We start from the raw sequence: 14371 nt of genomic DNA, 5'->3' as shown, positions 1-14371 counted from the left end.
TTTTATTTGCGAAAATCTGATATTTCCGCCACGCCCTTGCCTCTGTCGGCAATGTTATAAATCCCTGCCCTGATAACCTTGCGGGGGTGAGTTTGTCACAGACAGAACGCCGCGCGAGGCGTAGACTCTTTTCAAGATTCATGAGTCACATAGGAGAGTTCCATGAAAAAGAATGTTGGCAACCTCGACCGTATCCTGCGCATTGTCGTAGGCCTTGCTCTTTTGCTGGGCTTCTTCCTGACCCCCGGCGCCTCATTGCGCTGGCTCTATCTCATCGGGATCATCCCGCTGGTCACCGGATTGATGTCGAGCTGCCCGCTCTATTCAATCTTCGGGATCAACACCTGCAAAAAATAAAACGTTTCGCAATCGACTTGAAACACAGGTCGGTTGCGAAAACTCTACAGTATCAATACGTCGTGCTGCGCGTCTTGAGGTCCTGTGCTACAGGGGCTTCGTGAAGGGCTTGTGTCATCCGGAATTCGCAAGCGCGTCGAGCGCCTCGCGATCAATGAGTCGGACCTCACCGCGGGCGGTTTGCACCCACCCGCGACGCTGGAATTCCTGCAACTGACGTGAAATCACCTCGCGCGCCGAGCCAAGCTCTGCGGCAAGTTGCGCATGTGTCACCTTCAACACAGGCTCCCCGTTCGTCAGTTCCAGAAGCTTTTGCGCCAACCGGATATCGACCTTTTGAAAGGCGATCTCTTCGATCACATGGAACAGGTCGGTGATCCTGCGTGAATAGGCCGAAAAGACGAAATCCCGAAAACTCTGGGAATGCGCGATCAGATCATCAAAGACCCGACGCGGAATGGCCACCGCATCCACATCCGTCTCCGCGATACCCTCGGCAGTGTAATCCTCATAGGCCAAAAGGCAGGCGGTGGTCATCACACAGCTTTCGCCGCCATGAACACGGTAAAGCACGATCTCGCGCCCGCCTTCGGTGGTCTGTTGCACCCGCGCCGTGCCCTCGGTCAAAAGAAGCAGGTTTTCAGGGCGCTTCCCCGGACCAAAAAGCACCGTGCCAGCAGGCAGATGGACGATCTGGGATTGGGCCACAAGGCGCGCGCGCAGCCTTGGTTCCAATGTCGAGAGCCCCGCAAACCGGTCGATCCAATCCATCATTTACCCCTTGTCCGTGAAAGCCCTTCTTCGAAAGGCGTTAAGGGGTCTTAAAAGCTTATTGCCTCCTGGACAATCTCTGTCAGCAAACCTTCGCCCGCGCATTGATTGCAGAGGGACAGGACTGGCGTCAGATGCAGTCGCAGCACTTAACCAATGGCGATCTCTTGGGCCATCTCATAGACAGAGCCATCGTCGGCATACCACGTGAAGTTGAACACACCGGCCTCAGGCACAGTGGCGGCAAATTCGAAATCCGGATTGGCCGACACCGACGGCTCAAGCCGCACGTCAATCACGCTTTCGCCGTTAAACTCACAGGTAAACCGGTTGATGATTGAGCGCGGGATGGTGTTGCCATCGCTGTCCTTGCGCTGTCCGGATTCCATCGGATGCGGAATCAGGGTCTTGATCGTGATCTCCGCGCCCGCCGCAGCGGAGACGGGCATTTTCACACGCGGTTTGTCACCTGATATCATGGGGCGCCTCCTGAAATTAAGCCGTTCAGCTTCCGTTGATCACTTTGACCATCACAGAGGTTCTCACAAACGCACCGTCAGCCAGCTTCGCAACCGCCACCACGTCTTGCGTCGCGGTAAGCCGAATACGAGTGGAAGCAAAACGGCGACCGGCCATTGGACCAAAGTTAAAGGTCGCCACCTCCGGCGTCGGATTGCCCGTGGCAAAAACCGCAATGGCCATCGCGCCGGGAGCTTCGACCGAAATCGGCACCCTGTTGCCATTCTCGACGGTCTCGGGAGTGGTCAGGGTTATATCCCCTGCTCCTGCCTCTACCCCTCCGGTAAAGACCGCGATGGCGTCTTCGGCAGCGGCAGTTGCGCTCATCGGCAAAAGCGCGGCTGCGGTTGCACCAAGACCCAGTGTCAGAGCGTCACGTCGTGTCAGTTTCATGTTCAACTCCTCCGTACCATCGATCTAATCCGCAGTATCAGCACATCAGCGTCCCCGAACAGGAACCACATCCCCGACCTTCTACGCCTTTTGTTTTCACTATACCAGAATTGCACCGCGCGCATAGCGTCGCGCATCATTATGGCGCAGGGCAAGAAACAAATTCAAAAAATCCGATTATTCTGCCCTTCAACACTCTCAACCCATCCCATGCTCTCAGGGGCAGTCTTGTGGTTGACGCCGCAAGAGCTATAGTGGCCGGCATCGGTGTTTCCCCGGCTAAAATGCAGACTGTGCCTGAACAGGCATTGACGCCAACATGGATGACATCGCGTTTTGAACCAGAGCAACTCTTCGAGGACATACAAGGTGGACAAAGTGACTTCGCCTGCCCCCATCACCTCCGGCACCATGTCAGAGACAGAACTGGACGTGATGATGTCAAATGCCTGCGAAGCCTCGCAGCTTTTGAAAGCCCTCTCCCATGAAGGCCGCCTGATGATCCTGTGTCACCTTGTGACCGGTGAAAAATCCGTCACGGAGCTGGAAGAACTGCTGTCGGCACGGCAGGCGGCGGTGAGCCAGCAACTTGCCCGACTGCGCCTTGAAGGTCTGGTGACACCGCGACGTGAAGGCAAGGCGATCTATTATTCCCTGACAGATGATCGCCCGAAACGCATCCTCGAAGTGATCCACGACATGTACTGTTCGACTGACGGGACGAAACAGGCGCAAGGCGACTAAACCCTTTTTCAGGCCCGCGCGCCGGAACACGGGAATATGCTCGTCATGCTGGAAGTGGAGAAACTGCACTGCTTGAGCTGCGGCAGTTGATCTATGGGTTTGCTTTCGCGCACTGAGGCTTGCGTGTTTTGCAACAAAGAAACTTACAAAGCGCTTATTTGCGGATCAGCACCTGAAGATCGGCGACATTGGTGCCCGTCGCACCGATTTGCAGCAAGTCGCCCGCCGCCTCAAGCCCGTGATAGCTGTCGTTACGCGTGAGAACTTCTATGGGATCGAGCCCTGCGGCCCGCATCCGGTCCAGAGTGCCGGAATCGACCAGACCGCCCGCCGCATCGGTCGGCCCGTCACGTCCATCTGTGCCGCCAGACAGGAACACATAGTCATTCAGTCCCGCCTCTTCGGCCAGCACAGCCACACGCAGCGCCAGTTCCTGATTGCGACCGCCTAAACCATCTCCTGCGAGCTTTACCGTCGTCTCGCCTCCGAAGAGGATCACGCTTGGCGCCCCCGTTTCAACAGCCGTATCGACGACAAGACGCGCGGCCTCGGAGACGTCGCCTTCGAGCGGCGTCGGGATCACATGCACATTCTCCCCCTCCCCCGCCACACGCGCCATCGCCGCAACAGAAATCCGGTTCGAGCCGATCAATGCCACCTCGCTGTCGGGCAAGGCACCGAGATCAGGCTGCGGACGGCTGAGATAGGCGGAGACTGAGGCCGGAAGTTTCTCCCAAAGCCCCAGATCCCGCAACACTTGTGCGGCGTCTTCGCGCGTCCCGATGGGAGAGACGGTCGGACCGGACGCGATGGCGCGCAGATCGTCCGACACCACATCAGAGAGCAAAAGCGCAGTCACCTTCGCGGGGGCCGCCGCACGCAACAGCCCGCCGCCCTTGAGCCGCGACAATTGCTGGCGCACGAGATTCATGGTGACAATATCGGCCCCGGAGGCCAGCAAAAGCCGGTTGACCTCGGCCTTGTCCTCCAAGGAGACCCCCATCACCGGCGCGGGCAGAAGCGCCGAGCCGCCGCCGGAAATCAGCGCGATCACATCGCCCTTGGCGTAGGAGAGCGCCTCCTCCACCCGAAGCGCGGCCCGTGCGCCTTCGGCATCGGGCACAGGATGGCCTGCGGCGCGGATTTCCGCACCGTCCAGCGGCTTGGCATTTTCGTAATTCGTGACCACGATCACCGTGTCAGCCGACACATGTTTCATCGCCGCTTGCGCCATCGTGCGCGCGGCCTTGCCCACTGCAATGATCAGCGGATCCTTGAAGCTTCGGCCCTTCAAAGCCGCCTCGACCGCATGGGCCGGATCGGCAGCCTCGACACCTTCGAGGAAAATTTCACGCGCCTTGGCACGCATCGACTCAAACGGAGAAGCATCGTATGTCATGGCGCGATGTTGACACGCCCGCCGCGCCGCGTCCAGCACCCTTGCCAAGCAGATCACTTAACGTCAGTTTTACGCCACAAACAGGCCCGTACAAGCTGCGACAGATTGGACCGCCGATGACCGCCCACCTAGCGCCACGAAACCTCGTCCTGATCGGCGGCGGACACAGCCATGCGTTGATCCTCAAACGCTGGGGGCTGTCGCCGCTTCCCGATGTGCGGGTGACGGTGATCAATCCCGGCGCTGCTGCGGCCTATTCGGGGATGTTGCCCGGATTTGTCGCCGGACATTACCCGCGCGAGGCGTTGGAGCTTGATATTCTCCGGCTGGCCGAATTCGCAGGCGGGTGCGCGGTGATGGGACGCGCCACGGCCATTGATCGCGAAAACCGTCTCGTGCATATCGAAGGCCAGCCGCCGATCCCCTATGACATCGCCTCTGTCGACATCGGCATCACCTCCGCCATGCCGGACCTTACAGGCTTTGCCACCCATGGCATCCCCGCCAAACCACTGGAAGCCTTTGCCACCCGCTGGGACAGATTCAGACATAAGGTCCATGCCGGAGAGATCACGCCGGAGGTTGCCATCATCGGCGGCGGAGTTGCGGGCGCAGAGCTTGCCTTGGCGATGGCCTATGCGCTCCGATCTGTCAAAAACACGCAGGTTTCCCTGATTGATCACTCGGACATTCTGAGCGAGATGCGACCAGCAACGCGGGGCGCTGTCTTGAAAGCGCTGGCAAAAGCCGGGGTCCAACTGCGCCCGCAGTCTCGCGTTGCGGAGGTCCGTGCTGATGAAGTGGTTTTCGCCGATGGCAGCACACTTGCGGCGCAGTTCACCTTAGGCGCGGCAGGTGCGCGGCCCTATGGCTGGCTCACCCAGACGGGGCTGGCGCTACAGGACGGATTCATCAAGGTTGGCCCGACGTTGCAATCTTCGGACCCACGTATCTTTGCCTGTGGCGACTGCGCCCATCTCACCCACGCCCCGCGCCCGAAGGCCGGTGTGTTTGCGGTCCGGGAAGCGCCCGTGCTCTTCGCCAATCTACAGGCCGCGTTGCGCGACGGGAGCGAGGCCAGACTGCGCCCGTATCATCCGCAAAAGGATTATCTCAAACTCGTTTCCTTGGGCCGCAAATCCGCTCTGGCCGACAAATCCGGCCTGCGCGTCTCGGGCCCGTTGATCTGGCGCTGGAAAAACCACATCGACCGGACCTTCATGAATCAAGTTAAAGATCTTCCGCAAATGACTGATAAAATGAATTAATTCATAAATCCATCAGACGTAACTATAGCCAAAGCTGATCTCGAAACTGTCCGTCGGGACAGGCCGGTTTCCGAGTTGCGCCTGCTTGAGCCAAAGACGACCATGCACCAGCATGTCGCCCGTCTCGATGGAGGAAAACCGCGTGTGATCAAGCCAAAGCCCGCCGAACCACTCGGAGCGGGCAAGCTGTGTCTCGCCTGCGATCTCTGCGTTTTCCAAGGAGCAGTTGCCAAAGCCCTGCACCGCAGAGAGGCCCAACGTGCCACCGATACGCGCGCTGTCGAACTGGCTCACACCACGGAATTCGGCCTTGGTGAAATCGGCGTCTCCCGCGATCTGCACCCTGTCAAAACGGGCATCGTTGTGAAACAGCGCATCCGTAAAATCCACGTCCCGCGCTGTGATCTCGTGAAACCAACTCAGACCGAGAAACTCGGTGCCGAGAGCGCTGATCCCCTCGGGGAAATGCGCGCCGGTGAAATCCACCCCCGTGATCCGCGCACCGTCCAGCACGAGACGCCCCTCACAGGTGATCCCGCGCAGATCGACACAGGCGCCAAATTCATACGGGATGGTGATGCGGCTCAGGATGTCTTCCGGTGTCATGCGTCCGCTCCCACAGCTTCGACCACAGCCTCCGCCCACGGCAGGGCGACATCTTCAGCCATATCATCGCCGGAGGCATCATGGGTCACGCGCTCGCCGATCCGTTCGGCCCCTGCTGCCACGAGCATCTCTTCGATCTGTTGCGAGCCCATGTTGAAGGTCTCATATTCGCTGTCGCCCAGTCCGAAAATGCCAAAGCGCAAGCCGCTCAGATCCGGCGCATCTTTCATTGCCTCGCCGAAAGGCTGCGCGGAGGCAGGCAATTCGCCATCACCATAAGTCGAACAGACCACAAGATGCAGGCGCGACACGTCCAGATCGGCAGGCGCAACATCGGAGAGGTTCTCTACCAAAACCTCATGCCCCGCATCTTCGAGCGCGGACTGGACGTCCTCGGCCAGCATCTCGGCATTGCCCGTTTCGGTGCCATACAGAATAGTAATGTCCATCACTTCAACTCCTCAATCTTCTGCGCCAGACGCAGCATGTCCGACCGCGTCGGGATTTTTGTTCTGCACCGTCCGGCCATCGCCTGTGCTTTTTCGATCGCGTCAAGCCGCTGCCAGCCCGCATGATCCACGGTTTCACAGGTCAGGCCAAGCCCGTCATGCCCTGCGCGTGACGTCTCAGGCGTGGCCTCCAGATCGCCCACGATCTTGGCCGCAAGCGCTAGACTGTCAGCGCGGTTTTCCGGAATAGTGCCACGCGGACCACGCCGGAACCAGCCCGCAGCGTAAAGCCCCTCTGCGATCCGGCCAGCCTCGGCATCTTCGGCCCCTGACATCACAGCATCCCGCCCGAGGCGACCATCGCAGCAAAAACCGATAGCTGTCACCAACGCATTACAGGGAAGATGTTCACTCTCTGCACCGTCTCGACCAGCGACAAGACCCGTCACTTTTCCATCTTTTGTTTCAATACTTTGCAATGGCATATTAAAGCGGAAGGTGATTGGCAGAGGCCCTGTCGACAGGCCGTCAATTTCGCACAGGGCAGAGAGCAGCTTCTCTTGGCCAGCATCCGTCATCTCTCCCTCCGGCAAATCCGCCACACGGATCGTCACCGCCTGAAGCTTGGCCAGTTCGCGGATCATCACCGGATCGAACTTTGCCAGTTCCGCCGCAGAGCGCCCGACAATCGTAAGGCTGTCGATCCGGCGCGACGTCAACCACTTTGTTGCACGCGGCGAAAGGTCGGAGCCTTCCAACTCGCTTTCGCTTTTCGCCAGCAGACGCAGCAGATCCACAGAGACATTGCCATTGCCGAGGATCACCACATGCCCGCCTATATCGGGCAAATCCCCCGCATCGGGATGGTCATAAAGCGCGCGCGTCAATGCGCCTGCGCCGATCATCCCCTCCGGCGTGGCTCCATCGTCCACCAGCTCGGGCACACGGTCGCCTGCAAGCCCTGTGGCCAGCACAACCGCGTCATAGGCCGCACGCATCTGCTCCAGCGTCACTTCACGGCCCAGCGTCACATTGCCAAAGAACCGCGCGCCCTGCCGCTCGAACACCCGTTCGAACTGCCGCGCGATGCCCTTTGTCCCCTGATGGTCGGCGGCCACACCGTAGCGCACCAAACCATAGGGCACCGGCAGGCTGTCATAGACATCCACCTGCCAGTCCGGTCGTGCCTTGAGCAGGCCCTGCGCGGTGAAACAGCCCGAAGGCCCTGCTCCGATGATCGCCACTTTGCGCATGTCAGACCTCCGCAACCGTTGCCGCGGCCCAAGGGTGCGGCTCTCCTGTCAAATCGACATAGACCGCCTTTTGCACCATATAGGCCCGCAGACCGTCGCGGCCCTTTTCGCGGGCCATGCCGCTGTCTTTCTCGCCGCCAAACGGGGTCGAGACCGAGAATTGTTTGTAGGTGTTGATCCAGACCGTGCCCGTGGTGATCGCCCGACCGATACGCAGGCTGCGCGGGAAATCGCGGCTCCAGATGCCACAGGCCAAGGCGTAGTCATTGTCGTTGGACTTGGCGATGACCTCGTCCTCGTCGTCGAAAGGCATGACCACAAGCACAGGACCAAAGACCTCTTCGCGACAGATTTTATCGGTATTGGACACATCCGCCAGAATTGTCGGCAGGTAGTAAGCCCCCGAGGCCAGTTCCGGATCATCAGGGCGTTTACCACCGGCAAGCACGCGCGCCCCTGCGGCGACGGCCTCTTCGACATATCCTTCGACCGAGACGCGATGATCGGGATGCACGAGACAGGACACCTGCGTCGCGGGATCATGGGGGTGGCCGACCTTCAGCCGCTTGGTGGCCGCCACGAGACGCGCCACGAAACTGTCATAGATCGAGCGCTGCACAAACAGCCGCGCCCCCGCGATACAGCTTTGCCCCGTCGACGAGAAAATGCCAAAGAGGATGCCGGAGAGCGCCAGATCCTGATCCGCATCCTCAAAAACGATGGTCGGAGATTTGCCACCCAGTTCGAGCGAGACCGGCATCAACTTGTCCGCCGCCTGAGCCGCCAGCCGCCGCCCTGTGGAGGTGCCGCCGGTGAAAGAGACGCGCCCGATATCGGGGTGTTCGACCAGAAGGTTGCCAATCTCGCGCCCAGCTCCCGGCAGGACGGAGAACAACCCTTCGGGCAGGCCGGAGGCCTCGACAATCCGCGCCAGTTCCAGCGAGACCAGAGGTGACCAGCTTGCCGGTTTCAAAAGCACCGCATTGCCCGCCGCAAGGGCCGGCGCGACCTTTTGCGCGTCCGAGGCAATCGGCGAGTTCCAAGGCGTGATCGCCGCCACAAGCCCGATGGGTTCCCACACCGACATGGTCAGCGCCGTGCCGCGCTGCGTGGTCAGCGCCTCGTCCGAAGTCTCAAGCACCGCGCCGAAATAGCGAAATGTCCCCGCCGCAGAGGCGGCCAGTGCGCGCGTCTCGGTCAGGGTCTTGCCCGTGTCCCGCGTCTGGATCCGCGCGATCCGTTCGATATTCTCTTCGATCCCGTCGGCGATGCGGTAGAGATAGCGCGCCCGTTCATGGGGTTTGAGGTTGCGCCACGCCGGATCGGCCTGTGCCGCCTTTGCCCGCGCAATGGCCCGTTCCCCATCGGCGCGCGAGGCGCCCTTGAGCACGCAGTTGACAGAGCCGTCTGCGGGAAAGATCGAGGTGATCTCCGCCCCCGTGCCCTCTTCCCATTGCCCGCCAACAAACAGTTTGCCATCGGGCAGGTCGATTTTGATCTCGTCTTTCATCTCGCTCTCCTCACATTACCCGTATCCCAACAGGACCCGCGCACATATGCGTTCTTCAAATGGCGATCGGCCCAAGCCGGTTACGGATTTCGCGCAGCACCGAATAAACGGTTGCCAGCGAGGTTTTCACATTGCCACCACTGGCCTTGTTGGCGATCTCGACCGACACGCTGGCCAGCGGGGATGTCAACTCGTAGCGGTGGGCGTTTCCGGTGGCTTCGGGATCGGCCACCAGCGTCACCTGCGTGGTCTCGAAACCGCCGCCCGCCAGCGCCAGCGCCGCTGCCACATTGGCATTTTTCGGATAGGCCAGCGCCGCTTCCCGTGCCGTGCCGTGGAAAAACTCCAAGGCATGATCCAGAGCATCCAGATCAACCGTCTCCGCCACGGGCGTGCCCGCCCATGCTTTTGGCGGTTTGGTCCCGAAATAGCGCAGGGTCATATCCCCTGCGGGAGCAAGACCGGCCAGAATGTCCAGCCCCCCGACCGCCCCCGAAGGCAGGATCAGACGAGCCTGCCCCGCTTTGGCAGCCGCAAGAAGCGTGTCATGCAGGCTCTGGTCGGACAGCGCACCGATGGACACCACCACCAGATCAGTGCCCGTTTCCAACACCTTCGCGGCATAAGCCTCAACGGCATTGTAACCGGCCACTTCCACCACGAAATCGGGGGCGGCTGCGAAGAAATCCGCGTCCTGTTCCACAAACGTGGTGCGTGCGACCAAGTCCGGCGCGATCTGTTGAAGCGCCTCTGAGCTTGTCTCGGCACGTCCCGCACGGACCAGCACCGTGATCCTTGCAATGTCCAGACCTCCGAGCAAGCCGAACAATTCGCGGCCGATGCTCCCGAAACCGATCACTCCCAGATGCATGGCTTACTCCGTCTTCCCTGCGGCACCGGCAGGCGGGCCTGCAAAGCTTTGCGCAAAGGGCCCGATGGCGCACATATCCACCTCGACCACATGCGGACCGTCCTTGGCCATCGCCGCCTCGAACACAGCTTCAAAATCCCCAATGGCGCTTACCTTGCTGTGCGGCATACCGATGGAGCCGCAGAAGGCCTCGAAATTCGGGGTGTGAAGCGCACTGTAGTGGTGGCGCGAGTCATATTGGGCGTCCTGAATGTTCTTGATCACACCGTAGGCCTGATCGTTCATCAGGATATAGACAAGCGGCGCGTTTTCTTCGACTGCGGTGATCATCTCCGCAATGCCGAGCATCGTGCCCCCGTCGCCCAGAAGCGTCACCGTTTTGGCAGATTTACAGGCCAGCGCGGCACCGATCCCCATGGCAACACCTTGGCCGATGCCACCGCCCAGAGCGTGAACCCCGTGACGCGGATCAGCGATGCGGACATGGCGGTTGCCAAAGGTCGAGTTGGAAATCGTCACATCACGCACCCACGGATGCCCGCCAGCCGGAACCCGTTCGGCAAGGAAATCCGCCAGTTGGCGATACGGCCCAAGCTGGTCGCGCAACACGCCTTCGCTCTGCGCCCGCGCCTTGGCGATGTCAAAGCGCAGCCCTTCGTCCGTGTCCAGTTTCTCCGGCAGAAGCGCCAGAAGCCGCTCCAGCGTATCGCAAGCATCGCCGTGAATGAATTGCTCCACCGAATAGTTGCGACCGCCTTGGGAGGCATCGGCATCAATCTGCACCAGTGGGCGCGGCAGCGGCATCTTGTTGTTGCGGGTCTCGTTGCCACGCAGACGCGAGCCGACCACGATCATCAGATCACAGCTCTCGTAAAGCTCCACTGCCGCAGGTGTCATGTTGTAGGCACCAAGGTTGGCGGGATTGTCCTCCGGCACCACGGCACGGCCATTGGTCGAGGACACCGCCCCGAAACCGCGCCGGACCAGTTCGCGCGCCGGCTCACAGGCAGCGATCGCACCGCCCCCGAGCCAGAGCATTGGACGGCGGGCGGACTTCACCCGTTCGGCCAGTTCCTCAAGCGCCTCGTCGCGGGCCTGCGGACGTTGGACCAGCGGCGGATAGGCCCGTGCGGAGCCTTCGACCGGCCCGCGCTGCACATCCACCGGAATTTCAAGGCTGACCGGACCGGAGGGCGCAGACATGGCAGCCGAACAGGCCGCTGTCAGCGCACCGATCGCGCTTTGACCGTCCCACATGCGGAAAACCGCCTTGGACAGACCGCGCAGCATTTCAGGCTGGCGCGGCACATCGTGAATCGCCGCACGGTCGCGGTCGGCAAATTCGCGGTCCACCTGTGTGGTGATATGCAAAAGCGGTGTGCCCGCTGTCAGGGCTTCGGCCTGCGCGCCTGCCGCATTGCCTGCCGCCGTGCCGGTCGAGGTCAGACAGACGCCCAACTCGCCGGACACCCGCGCAAAGGCATCGGCCATATTCATCGCACCGGCCTCACCGCGTGCAGGCACAAAACGGATGCGGCCCTGACGCGCCACGGCGTCCAGAATTGGCATGTTATGGATCGAAATGACCCCGAAAATCGTCGAAACGCCGATGTCGGCGAGGTAGCGGGCGATGAAATCCCCCACGGTTTCGGTTTGAAGCGTGCTGTCCATTTTCATACTCAAGTCCTTAGATGTAACGCGACAGCCCGCCGGAAACTTCCAGCTGTGCGCCTGTGATATAGCTTGCGGCCCGAGAGCCGAGGAACGCGATGGCATGGGCGGCCTCTTGCGGATCGCCCAGACGCCCGAGCGGGATGCCCTTGCGTTTGGCGAGCGCGCCGTACCATTCTTCGCGGGACACGGATTTGTCTTCCCGTTCGGCAAAACGCCGTGTCCACTGGCCGGAGCCGACTAGGCCCAGCAGGATCGAATTCACCCGCACATCGGGAGCCAGTTCGACCGAGAGGCTTTTGAGCAGGTTCTGAACCCCTGCACGCGCCGAAGAGGTGCAGACCATATGCGGCTCGGGTTGATAGGCCAGCAGCGAGTTCACCGCGACAATCGCGCCTTTGGCCTCTTTGAGCATCGGCATGAAAGCGCGGGTCGGATAGACTTGGCTGAAGATTTTCAGCTCGTATTCTGCGCGCCAGTCCTCATCAGAGGTGTCCGCAAAAGTGGACAAGCGCCCCTGCCCTGCATTGTTCACCAGAAGGTCACAGCCCCCGAAACGGGCCTGCACCTCGGCGGCAAATACATTGACGGCCTCCGGTTCGAGCACTGAGAAGGCTTGGGTGTAGACATTGTCCTCACCAAAATCGCGTTTAAGAACCGCGCTGACATCGCTCAAACGATTTTCGTTGCGCGCACAGAACGCCACCTTGGCCCCGCTGGCCAGAAGCAGCTTGACGGTTTCAAGCCCGATCCCCGATGAGCCGCCGGTCACGACGGCCACGCAGCCTTTGTAATCATATGTATTCATTGAAAAGCCTTTCCGACAGTCGCCTGTTGGGCCAGTTCCGGCCATCCTGCATCCGGTCGCCCCTGCATCACCGCACGTTGCGCGGGGGTGGGCGGACCTGCGGTCATCCATTGATCCATTTTCTCGGGCACATCGCGCGGCCAGACCTGCGCCTCGTGGGTGGTCTCGTCGATCTGTTGCAATTCCGTGGTAAATTCGATCACGAAGCCCGAAGGAGACACGAAATAGGCGAAGGGATTGTCCCCCGGCCCGTGCCGCCCCGGCCCCCAGCTCGGCACATGGCCCTTCTGTTTCATGCGACCAATCGCACGCATGAATTCGTTGATTGTGGGCACTTCGAAGGCGACGTGGTTCACGGACGGATAATGCGCCCGCACCAGAGCAATCGAGTGATGGTTCGAATTGCAGCGCAGGAACACCATCTGGTCGGCGGAATAGTCGGAGGCACGGAACCCCAGAACCCGTTCCCACCACGCTTCGCGCCCCTCAAGGTCGGGCGTGTTGAGCACCACATGGCTCACCTTGCGCGGCATAGCCCATTCCTCGCGGTCGTCCAGCTCACGCGCCTCGCAGCGGAAGCGCAAGCGGCGCATGTCGGGATCGAGCATCTCGAACCCGTAACCGCCAATCCAGTCGTCAAACTCGGCAGGGGCTCCGAGCACGGTCTCGCCCATGCCGCTGACCTGTTCATAAAGCGCATCCATATCGGCACGACTGTCCATCGCGAAATGGATATATTCGATGCCGAACACCTCCCCCTCTTTGAGCCCGTAGAGACAGGGTTCGGGGCCGGTGCCGCGCAGATAGGCGACGCCTTCTTCTTTATGGGCCAGAGAGAGACCCCACATATCTTCGTAAAACGGGAGTGTCTCAGGCAACCCCGGACCGCGCATGACAATGCCACGCAGCGCTCCCACACGAACCATCTCGGTCATGATGACCCTCCTTCAGGTGTCAGGCAGCGCACAACGGCGGCTGCGAATTCATTCGGGCATTGTTGATAGGCGGCATGGCCCGCGCCCTGGATGGCAACCATCTCGCGGCGATAGGCGGCGGGGATGGCGGCATGGGCCTTGTGGCTGCTCAAAGGCGGCGTGACCACGTCTTCCACCCCATAGATCACCGAGGCTGGCACCGCGCAGTGCGCCAGATCTTCGAGCAACCGGCCAGAGGCCAGCATCCGTGCTGCCTGCCCGTAGCCGGGCATGGAGACCTGCGCCATGCCATCGGTGACGAAACGCGCCACCTCGGGATTGGCCTCAGGCGCAAACACAAGACGCGGCGCACGGGCGGCGGCAAAAGCATCCGGCCCCATCTCTTCCAGATCCGCGATCCGTGCCTTGGACGCGTCCGACAATTCCGTTCCGGCCTCGACCCCGTGCCCCAAAGCACAGCAGGCCAGAACCATCCCCTGCACCCGTTCGGATGCACGCCGGACAAAAGACGCCGCCATCAGACAGCCAAGCGAATGGCCCAGAAGCATGACCTTGTCCAAACCCAGCCGGTCAAGAAACGCCTCAAGCGCCGCCGCATAATCCGCCGCTTCGGGCCAGTCCTGCGCCAGCGGCTGCGACGTGAGATAACCCGGCGCATGCCATGCGATCACGCGCCAGTCGGCAGGCAGCTTGTCCTCAAGCGGCGCAAAAGAGCCGCCATTCGATCCGATCCCGTGCAGACACACCAGAACCGGCCCAGACCTTGCACGTTCCAGATAGGACAGGCCCTCAGAGATATGTGCCTCGAACCCCATCA

Annotated in this window: 16 protein-coding genes; 3 read left to right on the top strand and 13 right to left on the bottom strand. The window is 60.9% G+C overall.

Annotated elements, in window-relative coordinates; genetic code table 11:
• Positions 1–162: 162 nt before the first annotated feature.
• Positions 163–357 (top strand): YgaP family membrane protein, encoded by a 195-nt coding sequence (locus BM152_RS02140; RefSeq protein WP_066605905.1) that lies wholly within the window; start codon positions 163–165, stop codon positions 355–357.
• A 114-nt stretch (positions 358–471) separates the two neighbouring features.
• Here BM152_RS02140 and BM152_RS02135 read toward each other — a convergent pair whose 3' ends face one another.
• The 3 genes from BM152_RS02135 to BM152_RS02125 form a co-directional block, all read right to left on the bottom strand.
• Entirely contained in the window at positions 472–1128 is a 657-nt protein-coding gene (locus tag BM152_RS02135; RefSeq protein ID WP_111481315.1) for a Crp/Fnr family transcriptional regulator, read from the bottom strand.
• Between the two features lie 149 nt (positions 1129–1277).
• On the bottom strand, positions 1278–1607 hold the full coding sequence (gene soxZ / locus BM152_RS02130) for a thiosulfate oxidation carrier complex protein SoxZ (RefSeq protein ID WP_066605899.1): 330 nt from the start codon (positions 1605–1607) through the stop codon (positions 1278–1280).
• Between the two features lie 25 nt (positions 1608–1632).
• On the bottom strand, positions 1633–2040 hold the full coding sequence (locus BM152_RS02125; RefSeq protein ID WP_066605897.1) for a thiosulfate oxidation carrier protein SoxY: 408 nt from the start codon (positions 2038–2040) through the stop codon (positions 1633–1635).
• Between the two features lie 411 nt (positions 2041–2451).
• Between BM152_RS02125 and BM152_RS02120 the strand changes: the two genes are divergently transcribed.
• On the top strand, positions 2452–2784 hold the full coding sequence (locus tag BM152_RS02120) for an ArsR/SmtB family transcription factor (RefSeq protein WP_066606467.1): 333 nt from the start codon (positions 2452–2454) through the stop codon (positions 2782–2784).
• A gap of 154 nt (positions 2785–2938) precedes the next feature.
• Here the strand turns inward: BM152_RS02120 and BM152_RS02115 are convergent, their stop codons facing one another.
• A complete protein-coding gene (locus tag BM152_RS02115; protein WP_066605895.1) occupies positions 2939–4183 on the bottom strand; it encodes a glycerate kinase type-2 family protein in 1245 nt (414 codons plus the stop codon).
• A gap of 116 nt (positions 4184–4299) precedes the next feature.
• Between BM152_RS02115 and BM152_RS02110 the strand changes: the two genes are divergently transcribed.
• The gene (locus BM152_RS02110; RefSeq protein ID WP_066605893.1) at positions 4300–5451 is read left to right on the top strand and encodes an FAD-dependent oxidoreductase; all 1152 of its coding nucleotides are present in this window, start codon (positions 4300–4302) and stop codon (positions 5449–5451) included.
• Between the two features lie 12 nt (positions 5452–5463).
• Here the strand turns inward: BM152_RS02110 and BM152_RS02105 are convergent, their stop codons facing one another.
• From BM152_RS02105 to BM152_RS02065, 9 genes are read right to left on the bottom strand one after another with little or no spacing between them, the layout of a single operon-like run.
• On the bottom strand, positions 5464–6057 hold the full coding sequence (locus BM152_RS02105; RefSeq protein WP_066605890.1) for a pentapeptide repeat-containing protein: 594 nt from the start codon (positions 6055–6057) through the stop codon (positions 5464–5466).
• The gene (locus BM152_RS02100; RefSeq protein WP_066605886.1) at positions 6054–6506 is read right to left on the bottom strand and encodes a flavodoxin domain-containing protein; all 453 of its coding nucleotides are present in this window, start codon (positions 6504–6506) and stop codon (positions 6054–6056) included. Before BM152_RS02100 ends, BM152_RS02105 begins: the two co-directional genes overlap by 4 nt.
• Positions 6506–7759, bottom strand: coding sequence for an FAD-dependent oxidoreductase (locus BM152_RS02095; RefSeq protein WP_066605883.1), 1254 nt, complete (start codon positions 7757–7759; stop codon positions 6506–6508). Before BM152_RS02095 ends, BM152_RS02100 begins: the two co-directional genes overlap by 1 nt.
• Before the next feature lies 1 nt (position 7760).
• Positions 7761–9269 (bottom strand): aldehyde dehydrogenase, encoded by a 1509-nt coding sequence (locus BM152_RS02090; protein ID WP_066605880.1) that lies wholly within the window; start codon positions 9267–9269, stop codon positions 7761–7763.
• A gap of 55 nt (positions 9270–9324) precedes the next feature.
• Positions 9325–10140, bottom strand: a complete 816-nt coding sequence (locus BM152_RS02085) for an aspartate dehydrogenase (protein ID WP_066605877.1) — start codon at positions 10138–10140, stop codon at positions 9325–9327.
• Between the two features lie 3 nt (positions 10141–10143).
• Positions 10144–11817, bottom strand: coding sequence for a thiamine pyrophosphate-binding protein (locus BM152_RS02080; protein WP_082715417.1), 1674 nt, complete (start codon positions 11815–11817; stop codon positions 10144–10146).
• A 10-nt stretch (positions 11818–11827) separates the two neighbouring features.
• Complete coding sequence (locus BM152_RS02075; protein WP_066605874.1) at positions 11828–12619, bottom strand: SDR family oxidoreductase; 792 nt, start codon at positions 12617–12619, stop codon at positions 11828–11830.
• Complete coding sequence (locus BM152_RS02070; protein ID WP_066605871.1) at positions 12616–13554, bottom strand: VOC family protein; 939 nt, start codon at positions 13552–13554, stop codon at positions 12616–12618. Before BM152_RS02070 ends, BM152_RS02075 begins: the two co-directional genes overlap by 4 nt.
• Entirely contained in the window at positions 13551–14369 is an 819-nt protein-coding gene (locus BM152_RS02065) for an alpha/beta fold hydrolase (RefSeq protein ID WP_066605868.1), read from the bottom strand. Before BM152_RS02065 ends, BM152_RS02070 begins: the two co-directional genes overlap by 4 nt.
• Between the last annotated feature and the right edge of the window lie 2 nt (positions 14370–14371).

The organism is Celeribacter halophilus (assembly GCF_900114135.1).
GTDB classification, from domain to species: Bacteria; Pseudomonadota; Alphaproteobacteria; order Rhodobacterales; family Rhodobacteraceae; genus Celeribacter; species Celeribacter halophilus.
Note: the sequence above shows the minus strand (reverse complement) of the source record. Positions and strands in the feature narration are given on the sequence as shown.